The organism is Hyphococcus formosus, assembly GCF_046736345.1.
In the GTDB taxonomy this organism is placed as follows: Bacteria; Pseudomonadota; Alphaproteobacteria; order Caulobacterales; family Parvularculaceae; genus Hyphococcus; species Hyphococcus formosus.
The window spans coordinates 1,615,472-1,640,038 of record NZ_CP157210.1 but is presented as its reverse complement, the minus strand read 5'-3'; the positions used below and the strand labels follow the sequence as shown (position 1 = coordinate 1,640,038).

15 protein-coding genes and 2 tRNA genes are annotated in these 24,567 nt (G+C 51.9%); 12 read left to right on the top strand and 5 right to left on the bottom strand.

Features of this window, described 5'->3' with window-relative positions; translation table 11 throughout:
- Window positions 1-374 precede the first annotated feature (374 nt).
- The 8 genes from ABFZ83_RS07395 to gabT all read left to right on the top strand — a co-directional run bounded on the left by ABFZ83_RS07395 (window position 375) and on the right by gabT (window position 13,545).
- Window positions 375-2,222 (top strand): PLP-dependent aminotransferase family protein, encoded by a 1,848-nt coding sequence (locus tag ABFZ83_RS07395; RefSeq protein WP_411815909.1) that lies wholly within the window; start codon window positions 375-377, stop codon window positions 2,220-2,222.
- A 133-nt stretch (window positions 2,223-2,355) separates the two neighbouring features.
- A complete protein-coding gene (locus ABFZ83_RS07390) occupies window positions 2,356-3,279 on the top strand; it encodes a carbon-nitrogen hydrolase family protein (RefSeq protein WP_411815908.1) in 924 nt (307 codons plus the stop codon).
- A 45-nt stretch (window positions 3,280-3,324) separates the two neighbouring features.
- Entirely contained in the window at window positions 3,325-5,697 is a 2,373-nt protein-coding gene (locus tag ABFZ83_RS07385) for a TonB-dependent receptor (RefSeq protein WP_411815907.1), read from the top strand.
- Window positions 5,698-5,904: 207 nt separating this feature from the next.
- Entirely contained in the window at window positions 5,905-7,305 is a 1,401-nt protein-coding gene (locus tag ABFZ83_RS07380) for a tetratricopeptide repeat-containing sulfotransferase family protein (protein ID WP_411815906.1), read from the top strand.
- Window positions 7,306-7,359: 54 nt separating this feature from the next.
- Entirely contained in the window at window positions 7,360-9,513 is a 2,154-nt protein-coding gene (locus ABFZ83_RS07375; RefSeq protein ID WP_411815905.1) for a hypothetical protein, read from the top strand.
- On the top strand, window positions 9,503-10,690 hold the full coding sequence (locus ABFZ83_RS07370; RefSeq protein WP_411815904.1) for an MFS transporter: 1,188 nt from the start codon (window positions 9,503-9,505) through the stop codon (window positions 10,688-10,690). Before ABFZ83_RS07375 ends, ABFZ83_RS07370 begins: the two co-directional genes overlap by 11 nt.
- Window positions 10,691-10,780: 90 nt before the next feature.
- Window positions 10,781-12,232 (top strand): NAD-dependent succinate-semialdehyde dehydrogenase, encoded by a 1,452-nt coding sequence (locus ABFZ83_RS07365; RefSeq protein WP_411815903.1) that lies wholly within the window; start codon window positions 10,781-10,783, stop codon window positions 12,230-12,232.
- The gene (gene gabT, locus ABFZ83_RS07360) at window positions 12,229-13,545 is read left to right on the top strand and encodes a 4-aminobutyrate--2-oxoglutarate transaminase (RefSeq protein ID WP_411815902.1); all 1,317 of its coding nucleotides are present in this window, start codon (window positions 12,229-12,231) and stop codon (window positions 13,543-13,545) included. The genes ABFZ83_RS07365 and gabT overlap by 4 nt, the downstream gene beginning before the upstream one ends.
- A 487-nt stretch (window positions 13,546-14,032) precedes the next feature.
- On the opposite strand, the gene ABFZ83_RS07355 is transcribed toward gabT, so the two are convergent.
- The 5 genes from ABFZ83_RS07355 to ABFZ83_RS07335 form a co-directional block, all read right to left on the bottom strand.
- A tRNA-Asn gene (locus ABFZ83_RS07355) sits at window positions 14,033-14,108 on the bottom strand.
- Between the two features lie 255 nt (window positions 14,109-14,363).
- Entirely contained in the window at window positions 14,364-17,561 is a 3,198-nt protein-coding gene (locus ABFZ83_RS07350) for an efflux RND transporter permease subunit (protein ID WP_411815901.1), read from the bottom strand.
- Between the two features lie 3 nt (window positions 17,562-17,564).
- A complete protein-coding gene (locus tag ABFZ83_RS07345) occupies window positions 17,565-18,785 on the bottom strand; it encodes an efflux RND transporter periplasmic adaptor subunit (RefSeq protein ID WP_411815900.1) in 1,221 nt (406 codons plus the stop codon).
- A 1-nt stretch (window position 18,786) separates the two neighbouring features.
- The gene (locus tag ABFZ83_RS07340; protein WP_411818787.1) at window positions 18,787-20,235 is read right to left on the bottom strand and encodes an efflux transporter outer membrane subunit; all 1,449 of its coding nucleotides are present in this window, start codon (window positions 20,233-20,235) and stop codon (window positions 18,787-18,789) included.
- A 320-nt stretch (window positions 20,236-20,555) separates the two neighbouring features.
- Window positions 20,556-20,629 (bottom strand) — tRNA-Cys (locus ABFZ83_RS07335).
- Window positions 20,630-20,817: 188 nt separating this feature from the next.
- Between ABFZ83_RS07335 and ABFZ83_RS07330 the strand changes: the two genes are divergently transcribed.
- The 4 genes from ABFZ83_RS07330 to ABFZ83_RS07315 all read left to right on the top strand — a co-directional run bounded on the left by ABFZ83_RS07330 (window position 20,818) and on the right by ABFZ83_RS07315 (window position 24,475).
- Window positions 20,818-21,471, top strand: a complete 654-nt coding sequence (locus ABFZ83_RS07330) for a protein-L-isoaspartate O-methyltransferase family protein (protein WP_411818786.1) — start codon at window positions 20,818-20,820, stop codon at window positions 21,469-21,471.
- Between the two features lie 97 nt (window positions 21,472-21,568).
- A complete protein-coding gene (locus tag ABFZ83_RS07325) occupies window positions 21,569-22,216 on the top strand; it encodes an RBBP9/YdeN family alpha/beta hydrolase (protein ID WP_411818785.1) in 648 nt (215 codons plus the stop codon).
- A gap of 229 nt (window positions 22,217-22,445) precedes the next feature.
- Window positions 22,446-23,786: a TolC family outer membrane protein gene (locus ABFZ83_RS07320; protein WP_411818784.1), complete on the top strand. Its 1,341-nt coding sequence runs from the start codon at window positions 22,446-22,448 to the stop codon at window positions 23,784-23,786.
- 170 nt (window positions 23,787-23,956) lie between these two features.
- A complete protein-coding gene (locus ABFZ83_RS07315) occupies window positions 23,957-24,475 on the top strand; it encodes a DUF2497 domain-containing protein (protein ID WP_411818783.1) in 519 nt (172 codons plus the stop codon).
- Window positions 24,476-24,567: the final 92 nt, after the last annotated feature.

Sequence of the window (24,567 nt, the reverse complement as noted above, 5' to 3'; positions counted from 1 at the left end):
AAGACCGGCGTAGATTGAGGCGGCCACAATTCGAAGGTGCGCATCGAAGAAAACCCTTTACTGACCCCCATGAAGAAAACTGTACAAAAAAGTTCATAGTAACAAACAAAGAGCAAGTATAGGTATAGAACTAAAATGTCGCTGTTTGCCTATTTTATGTGCGAAAAGAGTTCTCGTCTAGTACGAGGAAGTGCACGCTTTTTCACGTTTGAGTGCATTTCAATTGCCGGTAGAGCCCGTAAGGCTATCCATATTAACGACGGCGTTTTTTTTTTGATTGTGGGTGTTGTTACATCCGTTGACGAAATTCCGTGTCAATTCCGTATGGTTATTAACTCGCCCATAGGTTAAGCGTCGAATATGGTGAGCATGTAATGGTAGATAAGAACATCGTGTCCCTGAAGTCGATTGCACCACTTTTGCGTCTTGATCACAAAAGCGAGCGCTCCTTACAAGCGCAACTTCGTGCCCGCATCATTGATGGAATAGAGCGTGGCGCTTTGGCTGCGGGCATGAAAATGCCGTCTTCACGGAAACTAGCCCGTGAATTGGGTGTCGGGCGCAATACGATTTTCATCGTGTATCAATTATTAATTGCCGAAGGGCACCTTATTTCTCGGGAACGGAGCGGGGTCTTTGTTGCCAATAAAAATTTTTCACTTCCTAGGAAAATAGGAAAATTTGTTGCTGGCGGGAGTGAGCGCAAAGTTCGTTCGGGCATCCATAAAAAGATAAAGCTGGAGGTGCCATCCGTTGAAACATTTCGGTGTCCTCCTGACTGGCAGAAATTTAGCTACCCCTTCATAGAGGGACAATATGATAAATCACTGTTTCCGTTGGCGGAATGGCGAGAGGCGAGCCGTTTGGCCCTGGCGGTCAATGAAGTTGAAAAGTGGTCGACGAATAATGGTGATGTCGACGACGAAATGCTTGTAAATGAAATTCGGACAAAGCTTTTGCCGCGGCGGGGAATTACAGCGGGTTCTGATGAAATATTGATAACAACCGGAGAGCAACAGGCGCTTGGCTTGATTGCGGCGCTTTTTGGGGGGAAGGGCGGACGTTTTTGTGTCGAAGACCCGGGGCTAATTGATATGCGCTCGCTGTTAACAATGCAGGGGACGACGATTGATTATGCGCCTGTCGATGATGAGGGCATCGTTGTTCAGGATATAAAAGATAAGACTGATTTCGTATATGTAACGCCAAGTCGTCAACGGCCAACGGGCGTGACTATGTCAATGTCGCGACGGGAAGAATTGATTGAGCGAGCGCAGAACGATGATTTCATAATTATCGAAGATGATTTTGAGTGCGAGCTAAATTATCTACATGAATCTGTTCCCGCGCTTTACGCTCTTGATGAAGGCCGGAATGTTATTTATGCCGCATCTCTTTCAAAAGTGCTGGCCCCGGGCCTGCGATTAGGGTTTTTAGTGGGGCCGCCGGATGTTGTGGCCGCCGCCCGTCGACTCCGGGATTTGATGACGCGGCGTCCTTCGCCCAATAATCAGCGTACTGCGGCAATCTTTCTATCTCTTGGTCATTATGATTCCATGCTCAATCGCCTTGCGCGCGTGTTTGAAGAGCGCCTGATCGCATTACGCGATGCATTAAATCATTACCGCCCACTATCGATCGCTATCCCGCCAGTGGCAGGGGGAACGGCGTATTGGGTGACAGGGCCGGAAAAACTGGATACGGCGAGACTTGTTTCTGCGGCGGAGCGATATGGCGTACTTATAGAGCCGGCGAGCCAGTATTTTGCACAGCCAGCTTTGCGGCAAAATATGTTCCGGCTGGGGGTGACGAGTATTCCCACTAAAAATATCAGGCCCGGTATTAAAGCTCTTTCTGATGTAATGCGCAGCCTAAATAAGGAAAGTGCCGGTCAAGGGGAGTTGTCCGGGTTACTCGCTGGCGAACAGATTAAGCAGATGCTTTCCGGGGCGACCTTGCTTTACAAAACTGTTTACGGTGAGCCGTGCACGATTGAACTTTTACCCGATGGCCAAATGATCGGTAAGGCTGGCTACGCCAACGAAGATCAAGACCGTGGGGTATGGCGTGTCGAAGGTGAAAAGTGGGTGCGGCGATGGGAAAACTGGGCCTATGGGGAAGAGGCATCGTTTTTCGTATCCGTGGCGGGGGATAGTTTAAACTGGTTAAATGATGCGGGCGAGCGCGTAGATGGCGCGCTCATCGCGAAGCCTAGTGATTAAAGTGCCGAATTTCAATCTGGCTCCATTCATTCGGCCCATCTGGCCCTAATTTTATCATGTCAATTCTGTGAAGCTACGTATCAAGGGCGCATTTTGGCGTTTTTGATCAACGAAACGGGAGCGGGCAAGCAGAATGGCGACTTTTGGCATCGCAGCGATACAAACGGCTGGTCGAAAAAATGGCAACTTCGACCTTGTAGAGCGCGAAGTGCGGTCTGCTGCGAAGCGGTTTCCGTGGATAGATCTCGTGACCCTAGGCGAGTTGGTCATTCACGGTGCTGATACGGCTTTCGCTGAAGCCCCGGAAGGCCCAACCGAACAAAGGTGTGCGGCGCTCGCAAAAGAGTTGGGAATCTGGTTCCAGCCAGGGTCTTATTACGAAAAACGTGATGGCGAAATTTTCAATGTTGCGCCTGTGTTTAATCCGGATGGCGAGATCGTTGCGAAACACGACAAGCTCTTTCCATTTCTTCCTTATGAGAAAAACGTAGCATACGGAAAGAATTACACGGTTTTTGACGTGCCGGGTAAGGGGCGGATAGGCCTCGCAATTTGCTACGATATGTGGTTCCCGGAAGCGATTCGAACGCTCGCGGCCATGGGGGCAGAAGTCATTTTGCTACCTACAATGACGAATACAATTGACCGCGATGTTGAGCTGTCAATAGCGCGCGCGAATGCTGCGGTTAATCAGTGTTATTTTATTGATGTGAATGTCGCAGGCGAACAAGGCAATGGCCGCTCGGTTTTCTATGGGCCCGGTGGTGAGTTGTTACACGAATGCGGTACAGGCGCAGAAGTTATCCCGCTTGAATTAGATTTTGAACAAGTTCGGCGGGCGCGGGACCGTGGCTGGCATGGGCTTGGACAGGTCATGAAAAGTTTTCGCGACGCGCCGCTTGCCTTTCCAATGCATGCAGACGCTGAACATCGCCGCGCAGCGCTTTCGGATCTCGGGCAGCTTGCGATGCCGCGTAGCGGAAAATCAAACGATCAGAATGGGGCAGGAGAAATAACCGGCGCAAAGCCAAATAGGAAGCTCAGAGTAATCGAATAAGGGGCGAGCAACGGTAAATGAGTAATGACTTTAGAGGGGTCTAAAATGAAAAAGAGCTACAATTCGAATTTCAAGTCGGCAGCAATGCTAGCCTTGATGGGAAGTTCCGCTTTAACGGGCATGTTGACGCCTGCTTTTGCGCAAGAAAACGAAGATACCGCAAAGCGTGATGTCATTACGGTGACGGCAACACGGCGTGAGCAGAGCGTAACCGACGTTCCCTACAACATCACGGCCGTTAGCGGTGATGCAATCGATGCCGCTAAAACCTTCGATAGCGCTGAATTACTAAGGTCAGTTCCAGGGGTGGGTGTTGTTGATCGCGGTGCGCGCAATTCGGGCACTGTTAATCAGGTGCGTATTCGTGGTTTGAGCATTGATGGCAACGCACTCGGCGATTACGCGGTTTCGTCTGTCGCGTCTGTTTCAACATATATCAACGAAACGCCAGTTTTCGCGAATTTCCTTTTGCGTGATTTAGAGCGCGTTGAGGTTCTTCGTGGCCCACAAGGAACGCTTTACGGTTCGGGTTCGCTTGGCGGTACGATCCGGTATATCACGCGCGATCCTGAATTGGGCGAATTTGGTGGTTCCGCCGCCGGAACGGTTTCACATACCGAAGGTTCTGGGAGTGCAGGTTATACGCTCGACGGTGTGTTAAATCTGCCAATTGGTGAGACAGCTGCCTTGCGCGTTGTCGGTACGTGGGCGGATTATCCTGGCATTACTGACTATGTGAACGTCTATGACCTCGACGCAAGCGGTATTCCGGTTGCGCCGAATGGAATTCTCGATCCGGCTGCATCCTATAGCGAAGTTAAAGATGCAGATTATCTCGAACAATGGATGCTCCGTGCAACATTGTTGTGGGAACCTACGGATGCAGTTAGTTTCCGTGCATATCATGCGCGTCAATCAGATGATGTCGGTGGTCGACGTCAACAAACTGTGGGTGTCGATGGTTTCGGTCGAGAGTATCAAGAATATGAAAATGGCTCTATTCAATTAGAACCGTCGACACGGGATCTTCATGTTTCTGCGTTGGAAGCAAATATCGATCTAGGGTTTGCGACGCTGACGTCGTCATCATCTTATTATGACCACGAAGGCGACAGCGTCAGCGAAAACACAGGCTTCTATGCGCAGGCAGGCTTCCTGTCGTTCTATTACAATTATCCGCGTCCAATGGCGTCGGCCGTTCGCACGTACGAAGACAGTGCGTTCATTCAGGAAGTGCGACTGGTCTCGCAAACGGATTGGGCATTCGATTATATTATCGGCGGATTTTATCGGAACCAGGATATCGTCTCGACGCAAGAGAGCTATCTACGCGGGTTCAAGCAATGGTGGGATCAGTATCTGCCGGCCTTCGCGGGTGCAGTCTCCGGTGACAAAGACTTTGATTATCGCAGAGACGAGAACTTTGAAGAGCTGGCGGTCTTCGGCGAGCTCACATGGCACATCACGCCTGATCTCGACCTGACCGGTGGCTTCCGATATTTCGATAACAAATCGAAGAACGACACCTTTATTGATCTACCTCTTTATGCAGGGTTGTTCACGCCAACCGATGCGTTTTTCGAAACATCGGAAGACGATGTTTTGTTCAAAGGAAATCTCTCTTGGCGATTTGCTGAGAACAATATGGTGTATGCGACAGTTTCTGAAGGCTATCGCCGCGGCGGATCGAACGCTGTGCCGCTCTCTGGTACGTTCGCTGAAAACCCGGACTGGCAAGTCTATACTGCTGACTCAGTTGTCAATTATGAGGCAGGTATCAAAGGAAATGCGAATGGTCTTACCTATGATCTCAGCGTTTTCTATGTGGATTGGGATGATCCGCAGCTAAATACCGCGACAACGAATTGGGGTTTCTTCGCCGTTCAGAATGGCGATGCGGCGCGTACCTACGGACTTGAGGCCCAAATTGACGGCTATCTTGGTGATGCATTCCATTATGGACTGGGATACGCCTATGTCGACGCAGAGCTAAAAGGTGATTTCTTCTCACCGGATGGTGTGCTTTTGGCTGAGGACGGTGCGACTTTGCCGGGCGCACCAGAGCATATGATCAATTGGGCGTTTGATTACACGACGCAATTAACCCCGGATTGGTCGCTTTTCGCGCGCGTTGACGGCTTCTATCAATCGGAAACCCGGAACGGCGTTGGCGTTTCACCAACTTTCAATGTGCCGCTTGAAGGGTTTACGATCTGGAACTCAACATTGACAGCAACGAAGGGACCGCTGAGCGCCTCACTTTGGGTCAAGAACATCTTCAATGAAGAGGGTGTGACTGGCGTATTTACGGAAGTCTATATGGGCACAGCGCCAGCTGCTGGATATTATGGGAACGGGAATAAGGAATTGATTTCCCTTCCGCGTACAGTTGGCTTTACGCTAGGCTTGTCCTTCTAAGCAACAAGAGGCTGCGGGCAGGAAGCTGCCCGCAGCACCGTATTATTTATGACCTTGCGCCAAAAAGACCATCAATCGAAACTTCGCGAGGCTGATAGATATTTGCGACAACGAGACGCGAATCGCTGCGCCGAAATATGCGCAGAAGTTTTGCTCGAAGATGCTGACAATATTACTGCGCGTCTCATGCTGGCGCGAGCATCCCAAATGTTGGGACTGTTTGACGACATGCTTCAGCATACCGAAAAGGCGGTAGCCATAAAGGACGTATCTCCGCTCGCGCATTTAATGCATGCGGAGGCCCTTATTTCTACTGGCGCAATAGACGATGCCCGCGATGTCATTTCTGGGCTTGAATGGCGCGCAATTCACCAACGCGATGCTCAATTGCTAGCGCGAATTGCTGAATTGTTGACGCAGCTTGGGGATCATCATGCCGCCTATAATGCGCTAACAAAGGCACAAGTCATTGCCCCGAATGATTCGGGGATCGCTTATAATTTGGCGAGTGCGGAAATTGCCTGCGGTAATTTGGTTGCGGCGGAGACACGCTTTGATGATGTTATTGCAAAATCACCAACGGACTTTGATGCCGCCTATAATCGCGCAACAATTCGCACACAAACGAAAGAGAAAAATCACGTTGCAGAACTAAAGAATTTGCTCAATCGTGGCGGCAATCCGCGCGGCGAATTTGCGGTATGCTATGCGTTGGCAAAAGAATTGGAAGATTTAGGCGAGTATGATGAAAGCTTTGCCTATTTAAAACGCGGGGCGGTTGCGCGCCGTAATCTAATGCAATATCGCGTGGAAAATGACTTAGTCGCATTAGATAAGATCGAAAAAACCTTTGACGAAAATTTCTTGAACACAGACAAAAGCGGGCACGACGGAGATGGCAATATATTCATTGTCGGTCTCCCGCGTTCGGGCACGACCCTTATCGACCGTATTTTAAGTAGCCATCCCGAGGTCGAAAGCGTTGGTGAGGTTAATGACTTCGCGCTTTCATTGACACGCCATGCAGGCGGATCCGCTGGCAAAGAAACGTTGATCGAAAAATCTATCGATGCGGATTTCGAAGCGATGGGCGCGCAATACCATAAAGCCGTAAAAGAGCGTAGTGACCATGCCAAATATGTCGTCGATAAAACGCCTTTGAATTTTCTGTATATCGGTCTGATCGCGAAAGCCTTGCCGAACGCACGGATTATTCATGTTCTGCGCGATGAAATGGATGTGGGTTTTGCAATGTACAAAACGCTATTTCGGATGGGCTATCCATTCTCCTATGACCTCAATGATATTGGGCGGTACATTCGAGCCAAGGCACATCTTATGACGCATTGGGAAAACTTGCTCAGTGATCGGATCACGACCGTTTCCTATGAGACATTGGTGGCTGAACCGGAGACACAGATCCGCAATTTGATCGATCATTTGGGGCTTACGTGGGATGATCAGTGCCTTGAATTCCATGAAAATAAATCACCAACAGCAACGGCAAGTGCGGCTCAAGTGCGCCGACCTATATATTCGTCGTCAATTCAAAAATGGCGGCATTACGAAAATCACCTCGGGGATTTGTCGCAGGCATTGTCTGGGTAAATTTCTCGATATTTTGGTTGTTTCGGACTTTCGATCTCAATCCGGAGAGGATGTATGATGACTAAATATGTGTACATCCTCTCATTTTTAATGTGTACGTTTCTTTTCGGGGCATCCGCAGGTGCTCAGTCGCTCCTCTTTGATGATTTCGAAAATAGTCGCGCGGAGGATTGGGTTGCACAGCCTGGTCGCGGTGATGTCCGTCTGACGGAATATTCCGGAAACATATCCATGCGCCTTACGCGGAATGCGGCGGCGTTCCGACAGGTTAGCTTAGGGGCCGCTGAGCGCGTTATTGTTTCGGCGTTTTTTGCAGCATCGGACCTCGAAGGCGAGGATGCCTGCATTCTCGAATTTACCACGGACGAAAAAACTTGGGTTGAGATCGGTAGAATTGCGGACGGTCAAGATGACGGAAACACGCTTCACGCTGTGCACAGGACGGTAAATATCGAAACAAGCGATCCGTCAGCCTATATCGGTGTGCGGATTAAAGGGAATGCCGACAATGACACGTGTTGGGTTGATAATATTGCGGTTGATGCAACGTCAGGGAAGGTGGCGTCAACTATCGCGTCAGATGCCTTTTTAAATGGCCAAGTGAGTGCTGAACCATATTCTACCGCAGCATTTGCACCTCCAAAGTCGTTTGGGCCGCCGACAGACCGATTGCAAGGAATCTTGCGCATAACCGGTGGGCCGGCTGACCATTTCCGCCTTTTAAAGGATGAGTTTGGTTATGTGGCGGAAAGCAAAACCATCCGCGCGATTCCTTCGGTGGCGATTTCATTCGTGCAACATGGAAATGATTTCATTCCCACCATCAGAGGGCCTCAACTCAGCAATCATCCGGATTGGGAATGGATAATTGAACCGGGAAAAATTTGGCGTGATCCGGATGGCGTTTTTCAGTTGCGGTTTCCATTCGCACTGCAAGAGCGAAACGCAAATTGCATTCATAACGGCCTCGCCGCATTACAAATCTCAAATAATGGAGATGTAGGGAATCTAGTCTACCAGATTGGGTCCGAAACTTGCGCATATACCCAGTTTGATATGTGGGGCGCGAATAAGGCGAGCATTGAAAAAACACCAATCTCGAATACGCAGGATATAATCGATACCTATAGAGATGAAATAAGAAGCCGGCTGGCTACTCTTCCAATCACCGAGCTTGACGATCTCGAGACTGGTGAATTTGGATCTCCAATAGAAGTGCCGCCACAATCGATGACAGCCTTCGGTTATGTCGAAAATGGAATGCACTATGTAAGCGAATGCCCGACGCGATATGGCCCATACCCGTTTTGCGAGGTTATCGATTTACCATCATACTCCTGGGCAAAATCAATCATTGCCGGATTAGCTTCGATGCGGATGGAAAAACTATATCCCGGGGCGATGGCTTCGCTTGTAGCGGATTACGTGCCGGAATGTAGTGGATCAAAATGGTCTGGTGTCACCTTTTCCAATGCGCTCAACATGGCGACCGGAATATATAATTCTGATGAATATGACGTAGACGAGGCTTCCCCGGAAATGCGTGCGTTTTTTCTTGCCGAAACGCACGCGGATAAAATTGCGATAGCATGTTCAAGTTTTCAGCGACGGAGTGATCCGGGTGAAAAATTCGTCTACAGAACGGGTGATACCTATACACTAGGGGCCGCGATCAACGCTTATTTGCGTGAGCAAACACAAAATCAATCTGCTGACTTTTACGAGGATTTACTTGTTCCGATCTTCACGAAAATCGGTACGAGCCCATTGCTATTGAATACGAGGCGTACACTGGGGCCCGAGCGTCAACCATTTACTGGTTGGGGAATGACTATGCATCGGAATGATATAGCGCTGATTGCCGACTTCATTCAAAACGGTGGCGTTGTTGACGGAGAAGCATTCTTAGATGAGGGAATGTTATCTGCTGCTTTGCAACGCACATCACTAGACCACGGGCTACCGGCCGTTATTCCCGAACAGCGTTATAAAAATGGATTCTGGGCGTGGAATGCGGGACCCGCATTGGGCTGCGTCGGCGAGATATGGATACCTGCAATGTCGGGATATGGCGGCCTCTCGGCAGCGCTAATGCCAAACGGTTCTACCTATTATTATTTCAGTGACGGCGGCGCGTTTGCGTGGCGGCGTGCAGCGCAGGCGTCAAACGAGCGCCAACCATTTTGTGAGACAAGTAATGACAAATGACGATACACTAGACAGAAATCGACGCCTTCCAACTGCCGCGCCGGATGGCTTTTTGGCAAGCATCATATTGTCATTTCTTGCGACCGCGGGGTTGTTCTACGTCAACATTATGGCCGCCATCGTTGACGGGCTTGTCGCCGGGCTTGGTATTTCTGAAAGCGCCGCCGGAAATATTGGTGCTGCCAATATTTATGGCGCAGCATTTGGCGCTTTGGGTGCAGTCTTGGTGGTCAAGCAAGTACCCTGGCGACTTGTATCGATCATTTCTCTATTGACGTTGGTGTCGATTGATCTTGCGTCGATGTTTATCACGTCAGCAGACATTCTATTATTGGTGCGGCTAATCCACGGTATTGTTGGGGGGCTCCTCGTGGGCGTTTCCTACGCGGTCATTGCGCGAACAAACAAGGTCGACAGAACTTTTGGCGTACTACTTTTTGTTCAGTTTGGCCTTGGCGGGTTAGGGGTCATGGTGCTTCCGCGGCTGGTACCAATTTACGGTGTTGCGCCATTGTTTATCGCCCTCGCATTATTTAGCGCTGTAGCCCTCGCTATGTTACCGTTTCTCGGCCGGTATCCACCAAATGAAAAGGTGACGGTAAAAAGTGATGGCGTTGCATGGCGGCCATTAGTCATGACGTTAATCGCTATTTTCTTATTCCAAGCCGCCAATATGGGGCTATTAGCCTACATAATTCGTTTGGGAATCAGTTTCGGACTTGATCGAAATTATGTATCGACAGCACTTGGTCTGGCGACGTGGGTGGCACTGGCCGGACCTGCAATTGTTATCGTTCTGGGCGTTAAATACGGGCGATTCCCCGTCATGTTTGCGGGTATGCTTCTCACACTTGGCGGTACTGCTGTATTTCATTTAAGTGCACAGCCGGCGGCCTATATGATTGCAAATTGCGGCACGGGAATCACCTGGGGGGCGGTCGTTGCCTATCTTCTTGGGATGGCGGCGCAATTTGACAAAGCGGGACGCACCGCTGCCGCAGCCGGATTTGTCTCAAAATTAGGGCTTGCGAGTGGGCCGTTTTTAGCGGGGCAGTTCCTTGCTTCAGGCGGTAATTTTCCTGGGTTAATAAACGCGGCACTTCTTCTGATGGCATTAAGTATGCTGGTTATGTTGCCGCCAGCCAAGCGGCTCGATGAAGCGCAGCCAACACCATAAACTGGTTCTATACAAACTTTATACTGGCCCTGTTTGAGCGCGTCGCTCAGGGGCAGAACCTATCTTACAAAATGAATTACAGGTTGAACCATGGGCGTTTCTATTCTTCAAACTGCCGCTTTTATCAATGGCGAATTTTCTGAATCTGAAACCGGAGAGTCATTCCCGGTTTTTAACCCGGCGAACGGGAAAGAAATTACGCGGGTTGCTGATTGCTCTGCGCGAGATGCGGAGCGAGCGATCGATGCGGCGGCTGCTGCGTTTAAAGGTTGGGCACATGAAACCGCAGATGTGCGAGCTGCGGTCCTTAAGAAATGGCGGAGCGCCATTCTGGAGAGGGAAGAGGATCTCGCGGCGTTATTGTCGACAGAGATGGGCAAGCCAATGGCAGAAGCATTGGGCGAAATACGCTATGGTGCTTCATATGTTGAATGGTTTGCTGAAGAAGCGCGCCGGGTCTATGGCGAGGTAATTCCAAACGCCTCTCCCAGTGCGCGTACAATTGTATTGAAACAGCCAGTAGGGGTTTGCGCGGCAATTACGCCTTGGAATTTTCCGAATGCAATGTTGATGCGTAAGGCAGCGGCGGCATTAGCCGCCGGATGTACGATGGTTGCGAAACCTGCAGAAGACACGCCGCTCTCTGCCTTGGCAGTGGCCGCGCTTGCGAAAGAGGTCGGTGTGCCGGAGGGTGTCTTTAATGTGGTGCCCGCATCCAAACCAGCGGGCGTTGGGGAGGTATTGGCGACACATCCAAAGGTGCGAAAGGTTTCGTTTACGGGATCGACTGGCGTGGGCCGATTGCTCCTGAAACAGGCGTCGGCAACGGTAAAGAAGGCGTCGATGGAACTGGGTGGTAATGCGCCGTTCATTGTCTTTAAGGACGCCGATTTTGACGCGGCGATCGATGGTGTTATGGCATCGAAATACCGCAATGGTGGGCAGACTTGCGTTTGCGCAAATCGAATATTTGTCCACGACTCAATAGTTGCAGAGTTTTCTAAAAAGCTTGCTGAGCGTGTAAAGAACCTCAGAGTTGGGGCTGGCAACGAAACCGGCGTAGATATTGGGCCGCTCATCAACCGCACCGCCATCGAAAAAGTTGAGCGGCTTGTCGACAATGCTGTGAAGGATGGCGCGAAGTGCATTGTCGGCGGCAGTCGTCATGAGGCTGGTGAGCTATTTTTCCAACCGACCGTACTTACAGATGTTTTAAACCAGTCCGAGATTGCGCAATCAGAGATATTTGGTCCTGTCGCGACAATTATTCCATTTAGTACAGAAGACGAGGCCATTCAGTATGCGAATGAAACAATATATGGCCTCGCAGCCTATATCTATACGCGCGATCTCGGCCGTGCTTGGCGCGTAGGTGAGGCGCTCGAATATGGGATGGTCGGCGTAAACGAGGGTGTAATATCGTCAGCCGCGGCCCCATTTGGCGGCGTAAAACAATCCGGTATGGGCCGCGAGGGCTCAAAATACGGAATAGATGATTATCTGGAAATTAAATATCTCTGCATGGGAGGTCTGGACCGATGAGCGTTGCGGAAATTAAAACAGCTAAATTGCCAGGCAATGCCGAATGGCAATCCCGTAAAGAAGCGGCAATCGCGAGAGGCGAGGGGAATATTGCGCCTCTTTACGTCGAGCGCGCTGAGGGATCGGAAGTTTGGGACGTTGAGGGTCGGCGTTTTATAGATTTTGGCACTGGGATCGCAGTTTGTAATACGGGCCATCGGCACCCCAAGATTATGAAGGCGGTGAATGAACAACTCGAACGTTTCAGCCATACATGTGTCATGGTTACGCCATATGACAGCGCGGTATTGTTAGCCGAGGCATTAATTAAGATTGCACCCGGACAATCGCCAAAAAAATCCATGTTTGTGACCACTGGTGCGGAAGCCGTGGAAAATGCAATTAAAATCGCGCGTTCTCACACCGGGCGGCGCGGCGTAATAGCGTTTGATGGCGGTTATCATGGCCGGACATTGATGACGCTCGGCTTAACCGGAAAGGTAGCGCCCTATAAAAACCGGTTTGGTCCATTCCCGGGTGACATTTGGCGTGCGCCCTTTCCAAAGCCCTATCATAATATCTCTGTCGAGGATTCCCTCGCAGCAGTTGATATGTTGTTCAAAACCGATATTGCGCCGGAAGACTGCGCGGCAATAATTGTTGAGCCGATTCAAGGTGAGGGCGGTTTTTATCCGGCACCAAACGAATTTTTAAAGGGCTTACGTGAACGTTGTGACGCATTTGGGATAGTGCTGATCATTGATGAAATTCAGTCCGGTTTCGCTCGTACGGGCCGACTTTTCGCATCCGAGTATGCAGGAATAGAACCCGACTTAATGACGCTTGCCAAAGGTCTTGCAGGTGGTTTCCCGCTTGCCGCGGTTGTTGGCAAGGCTGAAATAATGGACGCACCAGCGCCCGGAGGATTAGGCGGAACTTATGCGGGATCCCCAATCGGCTGCGCAGCCGCACTGTCGGTCATCGATGTTATCAATGATGAAAATTTGACAGAGCGTGCAATCCATATTGGCCAAAAATTTGGTGAAGCATTGCGATCATTGCAGGCCGAGCACCCCGATCTTATCGGTGACATCCGTTCTGACCGCGGGGCAATGATTGCAATCGAGTTGGTGCATAATGGTAATGCGAACAAGCCGAACGCTGAATTGACCAAGGCCGTCCTCACAAGATGCTACGAGAAGGGGCTTATCGTCCTCAGTTGCGGAATGGATGGAAATGTATTCCGGTTCCTCCCGGCACTGACAATAACTGACGAATTGCTTGATGAGGGAATATCGACATTCACAGCGGCATTTATCGACTGCGCGAAATAGACACCATTGGTTGAAGGAATGCACGAAAGGGCAGGCGGAGAATACCCTTCGGAGTTGGTATATACGCGCGGCATTTCTCTGGGATCTTTTTTAAGTGGTCACTTTTCGCAAGCTACCATCCCGAAGGATCGGGAGAGACAGGTGCATCCGGCATAATCATGCTGACTTTAGCAAGCACTGCATTCGACCGCTTTGGGCAATCATTTTGAGAATATTTTCGCGGAATGATAATATGCTCCTCGCTAACGATGTCGGCTGCCCATCGACGAATATGTTGTCGCCATCCGCGCCGAGCGTTGGCAGACGGAGTGGCAATAGGCCGATAGCCGCTCCTTATGGAGCGATCAAACTTGCATAGTGCAATTGTCTCTAAAATTCGGAAAACGGCACGACTGACCACAATAGAGAGGTGGGAAGTAAAATTGGAAAACCGGATAAGAAAAATCGATTGGCGCTAGGCTTTACGCTTTTCTTTTTGAAGGAAAAATGGCTCCCCGAACTGGACTCGAACCAGTGACAAGCTGATTAACAGTCAGCTGCTCTACCAACTGAGCTATCGGGGATCACCGTTGGTGGCGGCGGATATAACAAAGCCGTCTCAGTTAATCCACTATCTTTTTGCGATAAAGTTCATTTTTTCTGAAAGATTTCCGCCGATTGGGGAGAAAAACCCACAACTGAACTGAGACGGCCGCGTTGGGGGAACGCGGCCGGTACTCACTGTCGTGGGGTATGGTGGGGTATCTTCTCGGGAGAAGATGCCATTAAGGTCTCATCAAGGGGTTAATATATGGTTAATTTTGATGGGGCCGGACACCTTACTCAGCGGGGCCAAATCTAGGCTTTTCGTGATGTCCGTCCGCATCAATACCTGATTCGGGCGCAGGACGAGACGCATCATCCTCACTTTCTGAGGATGCGCCATATCCCAGCGGAATTTGCGGCTCGCCGGTCCAGGCCCACCGATAAAACCGGGCAATATCAGCGCCCACAGCATACATGGCGGGCACGAAGAGCAGGGTGACAAAGGTCGCGAAAAAGACCCCAAATGCCAGAGACACGACCGTTGGCATCAGGAATTGTGCATCGGTTGAGCGCTCAAACATAATCGGCAAGAGGCCGATAAAGGTCGTCAGCGAGGTCAATAGAATTGGCCGGAAGCGGCCAACCCCAGCCCGCACGAGCGCTGCGAATGCGCCTTCTCCGCCAGCCCTGAGCCGGTTCACATAATCGATCAGAACGAGATTATCGTTGATCACAACGCCGGCGGCCGCCCCGATTCCGAAAAATGAGAACATCGCGAAATCGAGCCCGAAAATCGCGTGGCCGAAAACCGCGCCCATAAAGCCAAACGGGATCGCGGACATGACCAGAACCGGTTGCCAATAGGAGCCAAAGGCAATCGCGAGGAGCATATACATGGCGAATAAAGCGACCGTGTAGAGCGCCAGAAATTCGCCCATAAATTCCGCTTGTTCCTCGGCGTCGCCGCGCTGTCCGAGCGTGACATTGGGGTGGCGCTTATGGAATTCCGGGACAAAATCCTCACGATATTTTTTCATGATCGCTTCGCGGTCGGCATTCTCCAAAAGCTCGCCAGTGACCCGCGCCGAGCGCTGACGGTCGCGGCGATCAATCCGCTTAAAGCTTGGGGCAAATTCAGCATCTGCAACGGCGGTGAGCGGAATTTCGCGACCATCGGGTGTCCGTATGCGCATATTTTCAATGGTGGTGAGCGACTCGCGGTCGGAGCGGGGATATCGCACCATCACGCGAACGTCCTGACCGCCGCGGGGAAGGCGTTGCACTTCCTCGCCATAGAAGGACTGACGGATCTGCCGCGAGACTTCGGCGAGCGTCAGACCAAATCGTTCTGCACCGGGCTTCAAGCTGACCTGCAATTCGGGTGTGGCCGATTGGAGATTGTTTCTGACGTCATAGGTTTCAGAGAACGACCTTAGGAAGTTCTGGAGATCAATAACGCCTAAACGAAGCTCTTCAAGATTGTCAGACTCAATGCCGAAGGTGAGGTCAGGCCCGCCATCATTGAGGGTGTATCCAATGTTGATTTCTTCAGCATCGGGAATTTCTCCCAATTTCGATCTGAAAAGCTCAGCAATTTCCTTCGTTGATTGTTTTCGCTTATCTGCCTCTACGATTGTCACATATGACTCAACGACGGTTTCTTCCGCGCCAATGAACACGGATTCAACGAATTCCAATTCTGGCGTGTTGAGCTCAGCTTTCAGTTTCTCCGCCGCGCGCTCAACCTCTTCAAAGACTTGCTGTGTCCGGTTCCATGGTGATCCTTCGGGCATGCGTACGGTCAGGGATAGAAACGTCCCTTGAACTTCAGGCATGAATTTAAAGGCTATCCATCCTTGGCCCATCAAAGACGCAGCGATCACAAACGCGCTTATAAAGAACGCGACCGTGAAATATCGAAATTTGAGTGCGGTTTTGATTAGCGGGCGATAGGCGACATCCGCGAAGTTCATCAGTCCTTCTGCGAAGGTCCGCTGGAAACGGTAATATGCACCAGTCTTGTTTTGCTTTTTCATATGAGAAAGGTGCGACGGCAAAATCATGAAGGATTCCACCAGCGAGAAGAAAAGCGCAAAGATGATTGTAAAGGTAATATGCTTGGTAAATTGTGACGTGCCGCCCGAAATGAATAGCCATGGCAAGAAGGCGATCATGGTTGTCAGTACAGCGAACAAAACCGGTTTTGCGACTAATTGTGTCGCGACGATTGCCGCGTCTACGCCTTTGCCGCCTTCTTCGACGCGATTGTGAATGGCTTCCCCGACAATAATCGCGTCGTCAACGACCACGCCGATCACCAACAAGAATGCAAAGAGCGACAACATGTTGAGCGAGACGCCCACGAGCGGCATGAAGATAAATGCACCGGCAAAAGAAACGGCGATCCCGGCGGTGGTCCAGAACGCAACCGCTGGGCGCAAGAAAAGTAGCAGAACGATTAGTACCAGCCCCAAGCCGATAAAGGCATTTGTCGAAACCAGATCCATACGACCGAAATAGACGTCCGCAAAGTCGAACCAGTTATAGAGCGTGACCTTATCGCCTAATTCCTCGTTTTTTTCGTCCATCCATTTGTTGACCGCTTCGGAGAGCTCAACAATGTTCAGCGTTTCAGGCGCATTGACCGCGAGATTGACCGTTGGCTGGCCATTCATCTCCCGGCGCGCTTTTACATCGGCGAAACCATCTATAACGGTTGCGACATCGCGAATACGGATGGTTGAACCGTCCGGGTTTTGGCGAATGACGATTTCTTCAAATTCTTCTGCGGTATCTGCAAGATTACGCGTTGCAACCTGTATATTTCCGGTGTCGGTTCTGACCTGGCCGCCACTCAGATTAAGCGAAGAGCCGCGAATAGCCCGCGATACATCGTCAAAGGTCAGGCCGTAACGGCGAAGGCTATCTTCGGAAACCTCAATTGAAACTTCCTCGGGAACGACCCCCCACATATCGACGAGGGGCGATCCGTTAGGGATTTGGGAAAGCTCGTCGCGAAGATCGCGGGCAGTCCGGTATAGTTCACGAGTTTCTACGTCACCATAGAGAGCGATGAATTGCGCAGGGTCGAGCGATCGCCATTGGCTTACAACCGGCGGATAGGCGTCTTGCGGGAAGGTCGAGATTCCGTCTACGCGGTTTTTGATCTCATTGAGGAAAAACGTAGCATCGACCGTATCAATACCTTCAATATTTACCCTACCAACGCCTTCTCGTGCGGTGGCGGTTACATGTTCGACACCGTCAACATCGGCAATGGCTTCCTCGATGCGAAGAACAATTTGTTCTTCAACTTCAAGCGGTGAGGCACCGGGCCAAGAGACGCTAACAGTCGCCCCATTGAAACTAGCAGACGGGAAGACCTCCCGTTCGAGCCGCAAAAAGGCCATCACCCCTGCGACGATACAGGCGACCATAAGAAGATTGGCTGCTACCGAATTTTTGGCCCACCAGGCGATAAGTCCGTTCACAGCTTATTCTCCTGATGTGACATTTCGCGTTGCCGCCGAAACCGGGGCTTCGCTACTCGCGTCGGGCAAGGTCGGGACCACTTCGTCACCTTCGTCCGCGCCGCGGAGTGGGGAGGTTACAACCCGGTCGCCATCATTAATGCCGCTTGCAAGGGTTAGTGTGTCGCGGTCGGAGGAAACAATTTCCACGCGGCGCTCTATCAAACGGTTTTCTTCGTCGATCACATAGACCCGGTCACGCCCGTAAAGCGCGGAACGCGGTAGAACGATGGCGTTCTGATAAGGTTTGCCGGTGATCGTACCGTCCACAAAAAGACCCATCGCCAGCGGCGTTCCGTTATCTGCACCCATTCCATAGGGATCATCTACAACCGCAATCGCGATAACCTGACGGGTGGTCGCGTCTATAGAGCCTTCGGTTCGGGCAATCCGGCCCTGCCAATAATGCTCCTGCCCGGCGAGGCGCGCCGTCAGCGCAACATTCGGGCCCGGGTTTTCGTCCGTTTCGACGAAAGCGAGGGGCAATCCAAGCTTGGCAAGGTCGTTGTCCGTCAACGCCAGCCGGATTTCCGCAACGTCCGTTGAGAAAATTCGTCCCAGCTGCATGCCGGGGGACACGAACTGACCCACACCGGCAATGCGCTCTCTTACGCGACCTTCAAATGGCGCGCGAATAGCCGTCCGTTGCAGATTGATTTCCGCAGCTCTTAGCTCAGCGCGCGCGGCCTCAAAATTCGCACGGGCCTGCGCCAATTGCGGGATGCGTAACGTCAATTCAGACGGCGTCTCGTTCGGATTGAGTTCTTCAAAATCGCGGCGGGCCAAATCGGCTTCGGCTTCTTCGAGGCGCAAGGTCTGTTCCGCTTGGGCCACTCGGGCTTTCGCCGCCGCTACGGCCGCGCGGTAGTCCGTATCTTCGATCTTGATGAGCATATCGCCTTCGTCGAATGCACCGCCATTCACAAAAGAAGGCGACGTCGAAATGACGCGACCGGACACTTGCGCGGTCAGGTTTATGTCTGTGCGCGGACGGACTTCGCCCTGAACTTCTACATCAAGTGTAACGGCTTGGGATGCCGCAACCGTGTAGAAAACCGCCGGTGCTGTCGCGACGGGCGTTTCTTGCTCTACCTCTGGGCGCATTTTGCCCATGATGGTGACGATCAGGAACAGGACCACGAATATCAGCAGCGTTCCTGCAATCGTATAGAGTTTGCGCGCCATTTTATTCTCCGGTGTCTGTGGCAAGCGCTGCGAGTTTTTCTTGCGTCAGGAAGTCCCCGCCGATCGCAAGATAAAGCTGTACGCGATTTGAAACGCGTTGTTGCTGCGCTTGAATATACTGGCTTTCAGATGAAATACGCCGCGTTTGCGCATCCAACAGGTTAAAGATTGTCGCTGCGCCGCTTGAATAGCGACGTTCGGTTAGCTCTTCTGCGGCTGCCGCTTCTTCATAGGCGAGACGAAGCGCGTCCTCGCGCGCCGCTAATAATGTCTCGGCGGCAATCGCATTTTCCGCTTCTTCGTAGGCTGACAAAACGGTTTGCACATAACCGAACAATGCACTTTCCGCTGCGGCGCGGGCGCGTTTTGAATTGGCGATCAGGCGGCCACCCTGGAACAGCGGTTGGAAAAGACCGGCGGCCATGTTCCCCGCAAGGCGCTGCGGGTCGGTGAGGTCGGCAAAATCCGGCCCGGACGTTCCGGCGCGCGAGGAAAGGGTCAACTGCGGCAAGAATTGTTTGCGCGCGGCCCGAGCACGTAGGCCGGCCGCTTCCATCCGCGCTTCAGCGGCGACGAGATCAGGCCGCCGCGCGAGAATATCGCCCGGTGCACCGGCACCTTCGAGTTCCGGCAGAACCGGCAATGTTTCTGCGGCTTCAAGTTCGGCAGCGGGATAGCGGCCAAGTAGAACTTCGAGCGCGCGCGAGGCTTCGAGTTCAAGCCGCTGGCGCAATGCGAGATTTGCCTGGCTACTGCCGAGCGCTGAGCGCGAAAGACGAACATCAAGACTTGAGGAGACGCCGCGATCATATCGGCGTTCGGTCACCCGAAGATTGCGTTCACGGGCTTCGGTGTCCCGTTCCGCGAGTTCGCGTTGCTGGCGCGCTTCGATCAGAGCGAACCACGCCTGGGCAACGCGGGCGGCAATGGACAATTGCGCGCCATAAAGATCGCCCTGTGCAGCTTTCGCATCGCGATAAGAGGCGCGCGTTTCGTCCGTGATGCGGCCCCAAATATCAAGCTCCCAGCTTAACGAGCCGCCAAGCGAGAAATTGTTGATGTAAAGTCGGCTACTGCCGGTTGTGGCTCCGCCACCTGCCTGCGCCGCTGTAGTCGGGTCGGTAACAATCGCGCTTCGTTGCGCATTGAAATTAGCACCAACGGTCGGGAGGAGGGCCGCACGGCTGATCCCGGCACCGGCGCGCGCCTGATCGAGATTCGCTGCCGCCGCGAGAAGATTGTTGTTGTTTTCCATCGCTTCGGAAATCAACGACCGCAGTAGCGGATCATTGAACGCTGCCACCCAATCACCAGTCGGTGCGGCGCTAACCGAATCATCAGCGGTCCACGCAGACGGCGCTTCCGGCAGTTGAGCTTCCAGCAATTCTTGATTCACGCTAGCGCATGAAGCGGTCATTAGAGCAATGAGCGCAACGCCCCCATATCGCATGGAGTTTTCTCCCTTAAATCTGACTCTCGAACGCAATCCGCTCGTTACAAGTTGTCTTCTGTCTTAGGAGCCTGATCCGCAAGCAGCAATCGGCGGGTCGTTCGAGGTTTGCGGCGAACGGCACTTGGCCCGCATTAACTTAACCCCGGTTGAAAGGGGGGTGGATAAAATAATAGTGAAAAATAGCGCAAAAAGACAAAGATTTGCGTCTGATTTCAGATAGATTCGCCAAAAAGTTGCGTTGTCGCGCGAATGCTATTGGGTCCAATCCCGTTTCGCGCTCGGGCGCGAAGTTTGGCGATTGAATTTCAAGGAGAAAATGGAGGCCACGGCCGGAATCGAACCGGCGTACACGGCTTTGCAGGCCGCTGCGTCACCACTCCGCCACGTGGCCGAAGCGCGCTCAGCCGTCATGTGGTGACAAAGGCACGGCTGGGCGAGGGACGACCTCTTAGCGCGGAGAATCGCTCCGGTCAAAGGGGATTTCTAAATATTGGCGAATGAAGTGATTTTGGCGCGTTGCATGGCGGCGCGCGCAGTTGTATGCCCCATCTGGATTTAATGGACGATCGAGGGCCTGACATGAATTTTAACGAAGCGCGGCGGCGGATGGTTGATAGCCAGGTGCGCACGAATGACGTCACCGATTTACGGCTTCAAACGGCAATGGAAACAACGCCGCGTGAAATCTTTCTGCCGGTTGGTCTGCGAGATCAGGCCTATGTAGAGCGTGAAATTGATTACGCACCGGGCCGAACACTGCTGACGGCGCGCGATTTTTCGAAATTGGCAGCGATTGCCGAGCCAAAAGCCGGGGAACTCGTTCTCAATGCCGTCGCCGGGTCTGGGTATTCAACCGCAATCCTTGCGCAGCTCGTCGATATGGTTGTCGCGGTTGAGAGCGACGAAACGCTCGCCGCAACGGCGCAGGAAAACCTGAATATTGTTGATGTGAGCAATGCGGCTGTAATTACCGGGCCGAGCGACCAAGGAGCGGCCAGTCAGGGGCCTTATGATCTCGTCTTTATCGATGGCGCGATTGAAAAGCGGCCAGACGCTTTGTTGGCACAGCTCAAAGATGGTGGCCGATTGGTCGCGATTATGCGCAAAGACGGTGTGTCACGCGGGGTGGTCTACCGCCATAATGGTGATGCCTTTGCCTGCACAGAGAAATTTGATGCGTCGACCCGGGCGATCCTGCCGGGCTTCGAGGCGGTGAAATCCTTCGTATTTTAACACGACAGAGTGTGATGAGCTATTTTAGGCGAGGCTCACTTTTCTAAAGATCAGATTATTGCCCATGAATATACTGACAAGGACGAAGCTGGTTTTAATGCCGTTAATTGCGACGGCGATCTTTGCTTTGGCGGGTTGCTCCGGATCAACTGAACGCATTGGCGCAGATTTGACGGGTAAGTCAGTCTATATTGTTCATGGATATATGGCTGGCCCCGAAGACCACTGGTTCGGATGGCTGCATGAAAATGTCGAAAATAATGGGGGAGAAGCCCGAATAATTCAGATGCCGAATTCGTTTGATCCGGTTGCGGAAAGATGGACCGAGGCGCTATTAACGCAAATTGATCAGCTCGATGAAAACACGATTATCGTTGCTCATAGTCTGGGTGGTATTTCTACGCTGAGATTTCTCGATAAGCACCCAGATAAGAAAATTTCCGGGCTGATTTTGGTGTCTAGCTTTGAAAACGAATTGCCAGCAATACCGGCTTTAAAAGACTTTATTATTCCCAAAGGATTTAATGCCGAGACGATCAAGCAGATTGCCGAATATCGCACGGTGTTCGTTTCTGACAATGATCCTTATGTTGAGCCCGAATTAACGACATCACTCGCTGTTTCACTCGATGCTTCGGTCCGCGAAATTCCGGGTGGCGGACATTTTCTGGCAAGCGACGGATATGAAGAATTTCCAGAGCTGTGGGAAGCCATAGCCGAGATTTCAGCATCCGAAATCAACTGATTTATTCAGGTTGAAGCACCAATTTCTTCGTTTCGGGACTGAGATTTAAGCTAATTTCGATGAGAGCTGGGAGTTTCGTGCCCTAGTTTAACACGATGTTCACCCTCTAAGGTGCTCAAACCTCTTGAGGTTTGGTCAATGACTCTGGGATAGAGTGTGACCAATAGCGTTTAGACATCTCGCGTCTCGTCGCGGGATGTCGAATATCGTTGACCGAAGGAGTAGAGCGTTGCGTGTATTTTCATTACCGCTTGTTGCGATTGCCGCTGTGGCTACTGTTCAGCCTGCCGGTGCCGAGACGCTAAAAGACGCATTGTCGCTTGCATATCAGACGAACCCGACAATCCGGGCTGAACGGGCGCGCCTTCGTGCAATCAAGGAAAGCCGGGCCCAAGCATGGGCCGGTGCATTGCCGCAGCTTTCTGCGACGGCAGCGTATAACAAATCCGATGGCGATCAAACCACGACATTTACCGGAACGCCGACGACGACAGAGACCAAGCTGGACACAAAAACCGCTGGGGTAACCGCCGAGCAGCCGATTTTCACGGGCTTTAGAAATTACAACGCAATCAAACAGGCGGGCGCACGGATACGGGCGGGCGGAGCGCAATTGATTGCAACCGAGCAACAAGTTTTGAACGACGTCGCTGCTGCCTATCTCGACGTTCAGCGTAATATGGCGGTGTACGAATTAAACAAGAAAAACGTCACAGTTCTTTTGCGCCAGCAGGAAATGGCAAGCCGCAGGTTTGAGGTTGGCGAAATCACCCGAACCGACGTCGCGCAGGCTGAGGCGCGTCTGGCACAGGCGCGCGCAAACCTTTCGAGCGCGCAAAGCGAATTGGCAATTTCACGCGCCGCCTATGCGCAATTGGTTGGGCAGGTGCCCGCGGATCTGGAACCTGTGACCGAGCTGCCGCAACTTCCCGAGACATTAGAGGCTGCGCAGAACCTCGCCAAAAGTTACGCGCCCGCGCTTGTGGGCGCGCGCGAGCAGGCAGAAATTTCACGCCGTCAGGTTAAAATTGCGCGCGGTGCCATTTTGCCTTCCGTGTCGCTAACGGCTGGATATCAGTATGCAGAAGAGCCGAGCCTGTTTGTCGATAATACGGAAGAATTCACGTTTGGTGCACGTGCGTCTGCGCCGATATTTTTGGGTGGTTTGAATTTTTCTAAAATTCGCGAAGCAAAAGCCAATCACTCAAGCGATCGCGCATTGTTGGTCGCTGCCGAAAGGCAGGTCGATACGCAGACAATTTCCGCGTGGGAACGTCTGGTGGCAGCGCGCGCAATCGTCCGCTCGGCTGAGGCTGCGGTTGTGGCTAATGATCTGGCCCTCGAAGGGGTTCGCCGTGAGGCGTTGGTCGGCAGCCGGACAACGCTTGATGTCCTGAATGCTGAGCAGGAAAATCTGAACGCGCAAGTATCGCTGGTCAGTGCACAGCGCGATGCACAGGCCGCGGCTTTTGGCCTGCTTGCGGTGATAGGGCTACTGACCCCCGATGCAATCGGGATTGATAGCGAAATCGGCGAAACTGATTCGTTTGACCTTTATAACGATAATTAACAATCGCTTTGGCTTCGGCGGGCAAAGTGCTTGGGTCAGATATTTTGCGGAAAAGCGCCGCGTCTGTATGATGGGTCTTGATAAGTCTTGCGAAGCGCCTGAAAACGGAGTTTCAGCGGTTTAAAAACTACCGTATTTGTCGTAATTGACCCCCAAAGGATTATTGGTCAATGGAAAACGCCCAACCAGAACCGAGCATGGAAGAGATTCTCGCCTCAATTCGCCGGATTATTTCCGAGGATGAGGAAGAGCAGGCTGCGCCAACGACGGCTGAAGAGCCGAAAAAGCCGGAATTGACTTTAAAAGCTGCGCCGCAACCGGTCGAGACACAACCAGCCACGGACGAATCAGAGACCAAAGCCGAAGACCTTCAGGAGGATGCCGCACAAGAGGCTGCACCTGCTGAAAATGAGAGCATAAACATGATGAAGCAAAACGTGGCCGAAACGATGAGCGACAACGGCGAAGAAGAGATTCTCGACAAAGCGACCGCCGAAGTTGCCAGTCAGGCATTCCGCAATCTCTCGCAATCGGTTCGGATTTCAGAGGGGCCGGGGCGCACACTCGAAGATATCGTTGTCGAAATGCTTCGCCCGATGGTGAAAGAATGGCTCGACGCGAACCTTCCGGCGATCGTCGAGGAGAAGGTTGAAGAAGAAGTTCAGCGCGTGGCGCGACGTCGCCGCTAAAGGCCGCTTTTATAAATTTCGTAAAAGCCGGCTTCTTAGCCGGCTTTTTTTTTCGGCCAAATCTCCCAATTCCGGTTCGGGCTTCCTAACTA

Bases quoted from the DNA above. Each gene is read 5' to 3' on its own strand.
- gabT (WP_411815902.1), top strand. From the start codon at position 12,229: ATGAGCGTTGCGGAAATTAAAACAGCTAAATTGCCAGGCAATGCCGAA.
- ABFZ83_RS07345 (WP_411815900.1), bottom strand. From the start codon at position 18,785: ATGGCGCGCAAACTCTATACGATTGCAGGAACGCTGCTGATATTCGTG.
- ABFZ83_RS07315 (WP_411818783.1), top strand. From the start codon at position 23,957: ATGGAAAACGCCCAACCAGAACCGAGCATGGAAGAGATTCTCGCCTCA.
- ABFZ83_RS07380 (WP_411815906.1), top strand. From the start codon at position 5,905: ATGTTGGGACTGTTTGACGACATGCTTCAGCATACCGAAAAGGCGGTA.
- ABFZ83_RS07365 (WP_411815903.1), top strand. From the start codon at position 10,781: ATGGGCGTTTCTATTCTTCAAACTGCCGCTTTTATCAATGGCGAATTT.
- ABFZ83_RS07385 (WP_411815907.1), top strand. From the start codon at position 3,325: ATGAAAAAGAGCTACAATTCGAATTTCAAGTCGGCAGCAATGCTAGCC.
- ABFZ83_RS07330 (WP_411818786.1), top strand. From the start codon at position 20,818: ATGAATTTTAACGAAGCGCGGCGGCGGATGGTTGATAGCCAGGTGCGC.
- ABFZ83_RS07325 (WP_411818785.1), top strand. From the start codon at position 21,569: ATGCCGTTAATTGCGACGGCGATCTTTGCTTTGGCGGGTTGCTCCGGA.
- ABFZ83_RS07370 (WP_411815904.1), top strand. From the start codon at position 9,503: ATGACAAATGACGATACACTAGACAGAAATCGACGCCTTCCAACTGCC.
- ABFZ83_RS07340 (WP_411818787.1), bottom strand. From the start codon at position 20,235: ATGCGATATGGGGGCGTTGCGCTCATTGCTCTAATGACCGCTTCATGC.
- ABFZ83_RS07395 (WP_411815909.1), top strand. From the start codon at position 375: ATGGTAGATAAGAACATCGTGTCCCTGAAGTCGATTGCACCACTTTTG.
- ABFZ83_RS07390 (WP_411815908.1), top strand. From the start codon at position 2,356: ATGGCGACTTTTGGCATCGCAGCGATACAAACGGCTGGTCGAAAAAAT.
- ABFZ83_RS07375 (WP_411815905.1), top strand. From the start codon at position 7,360: ATGATGACTAAATATGTGTACATCCTCTCATTTTTAATGTGTACGTTT.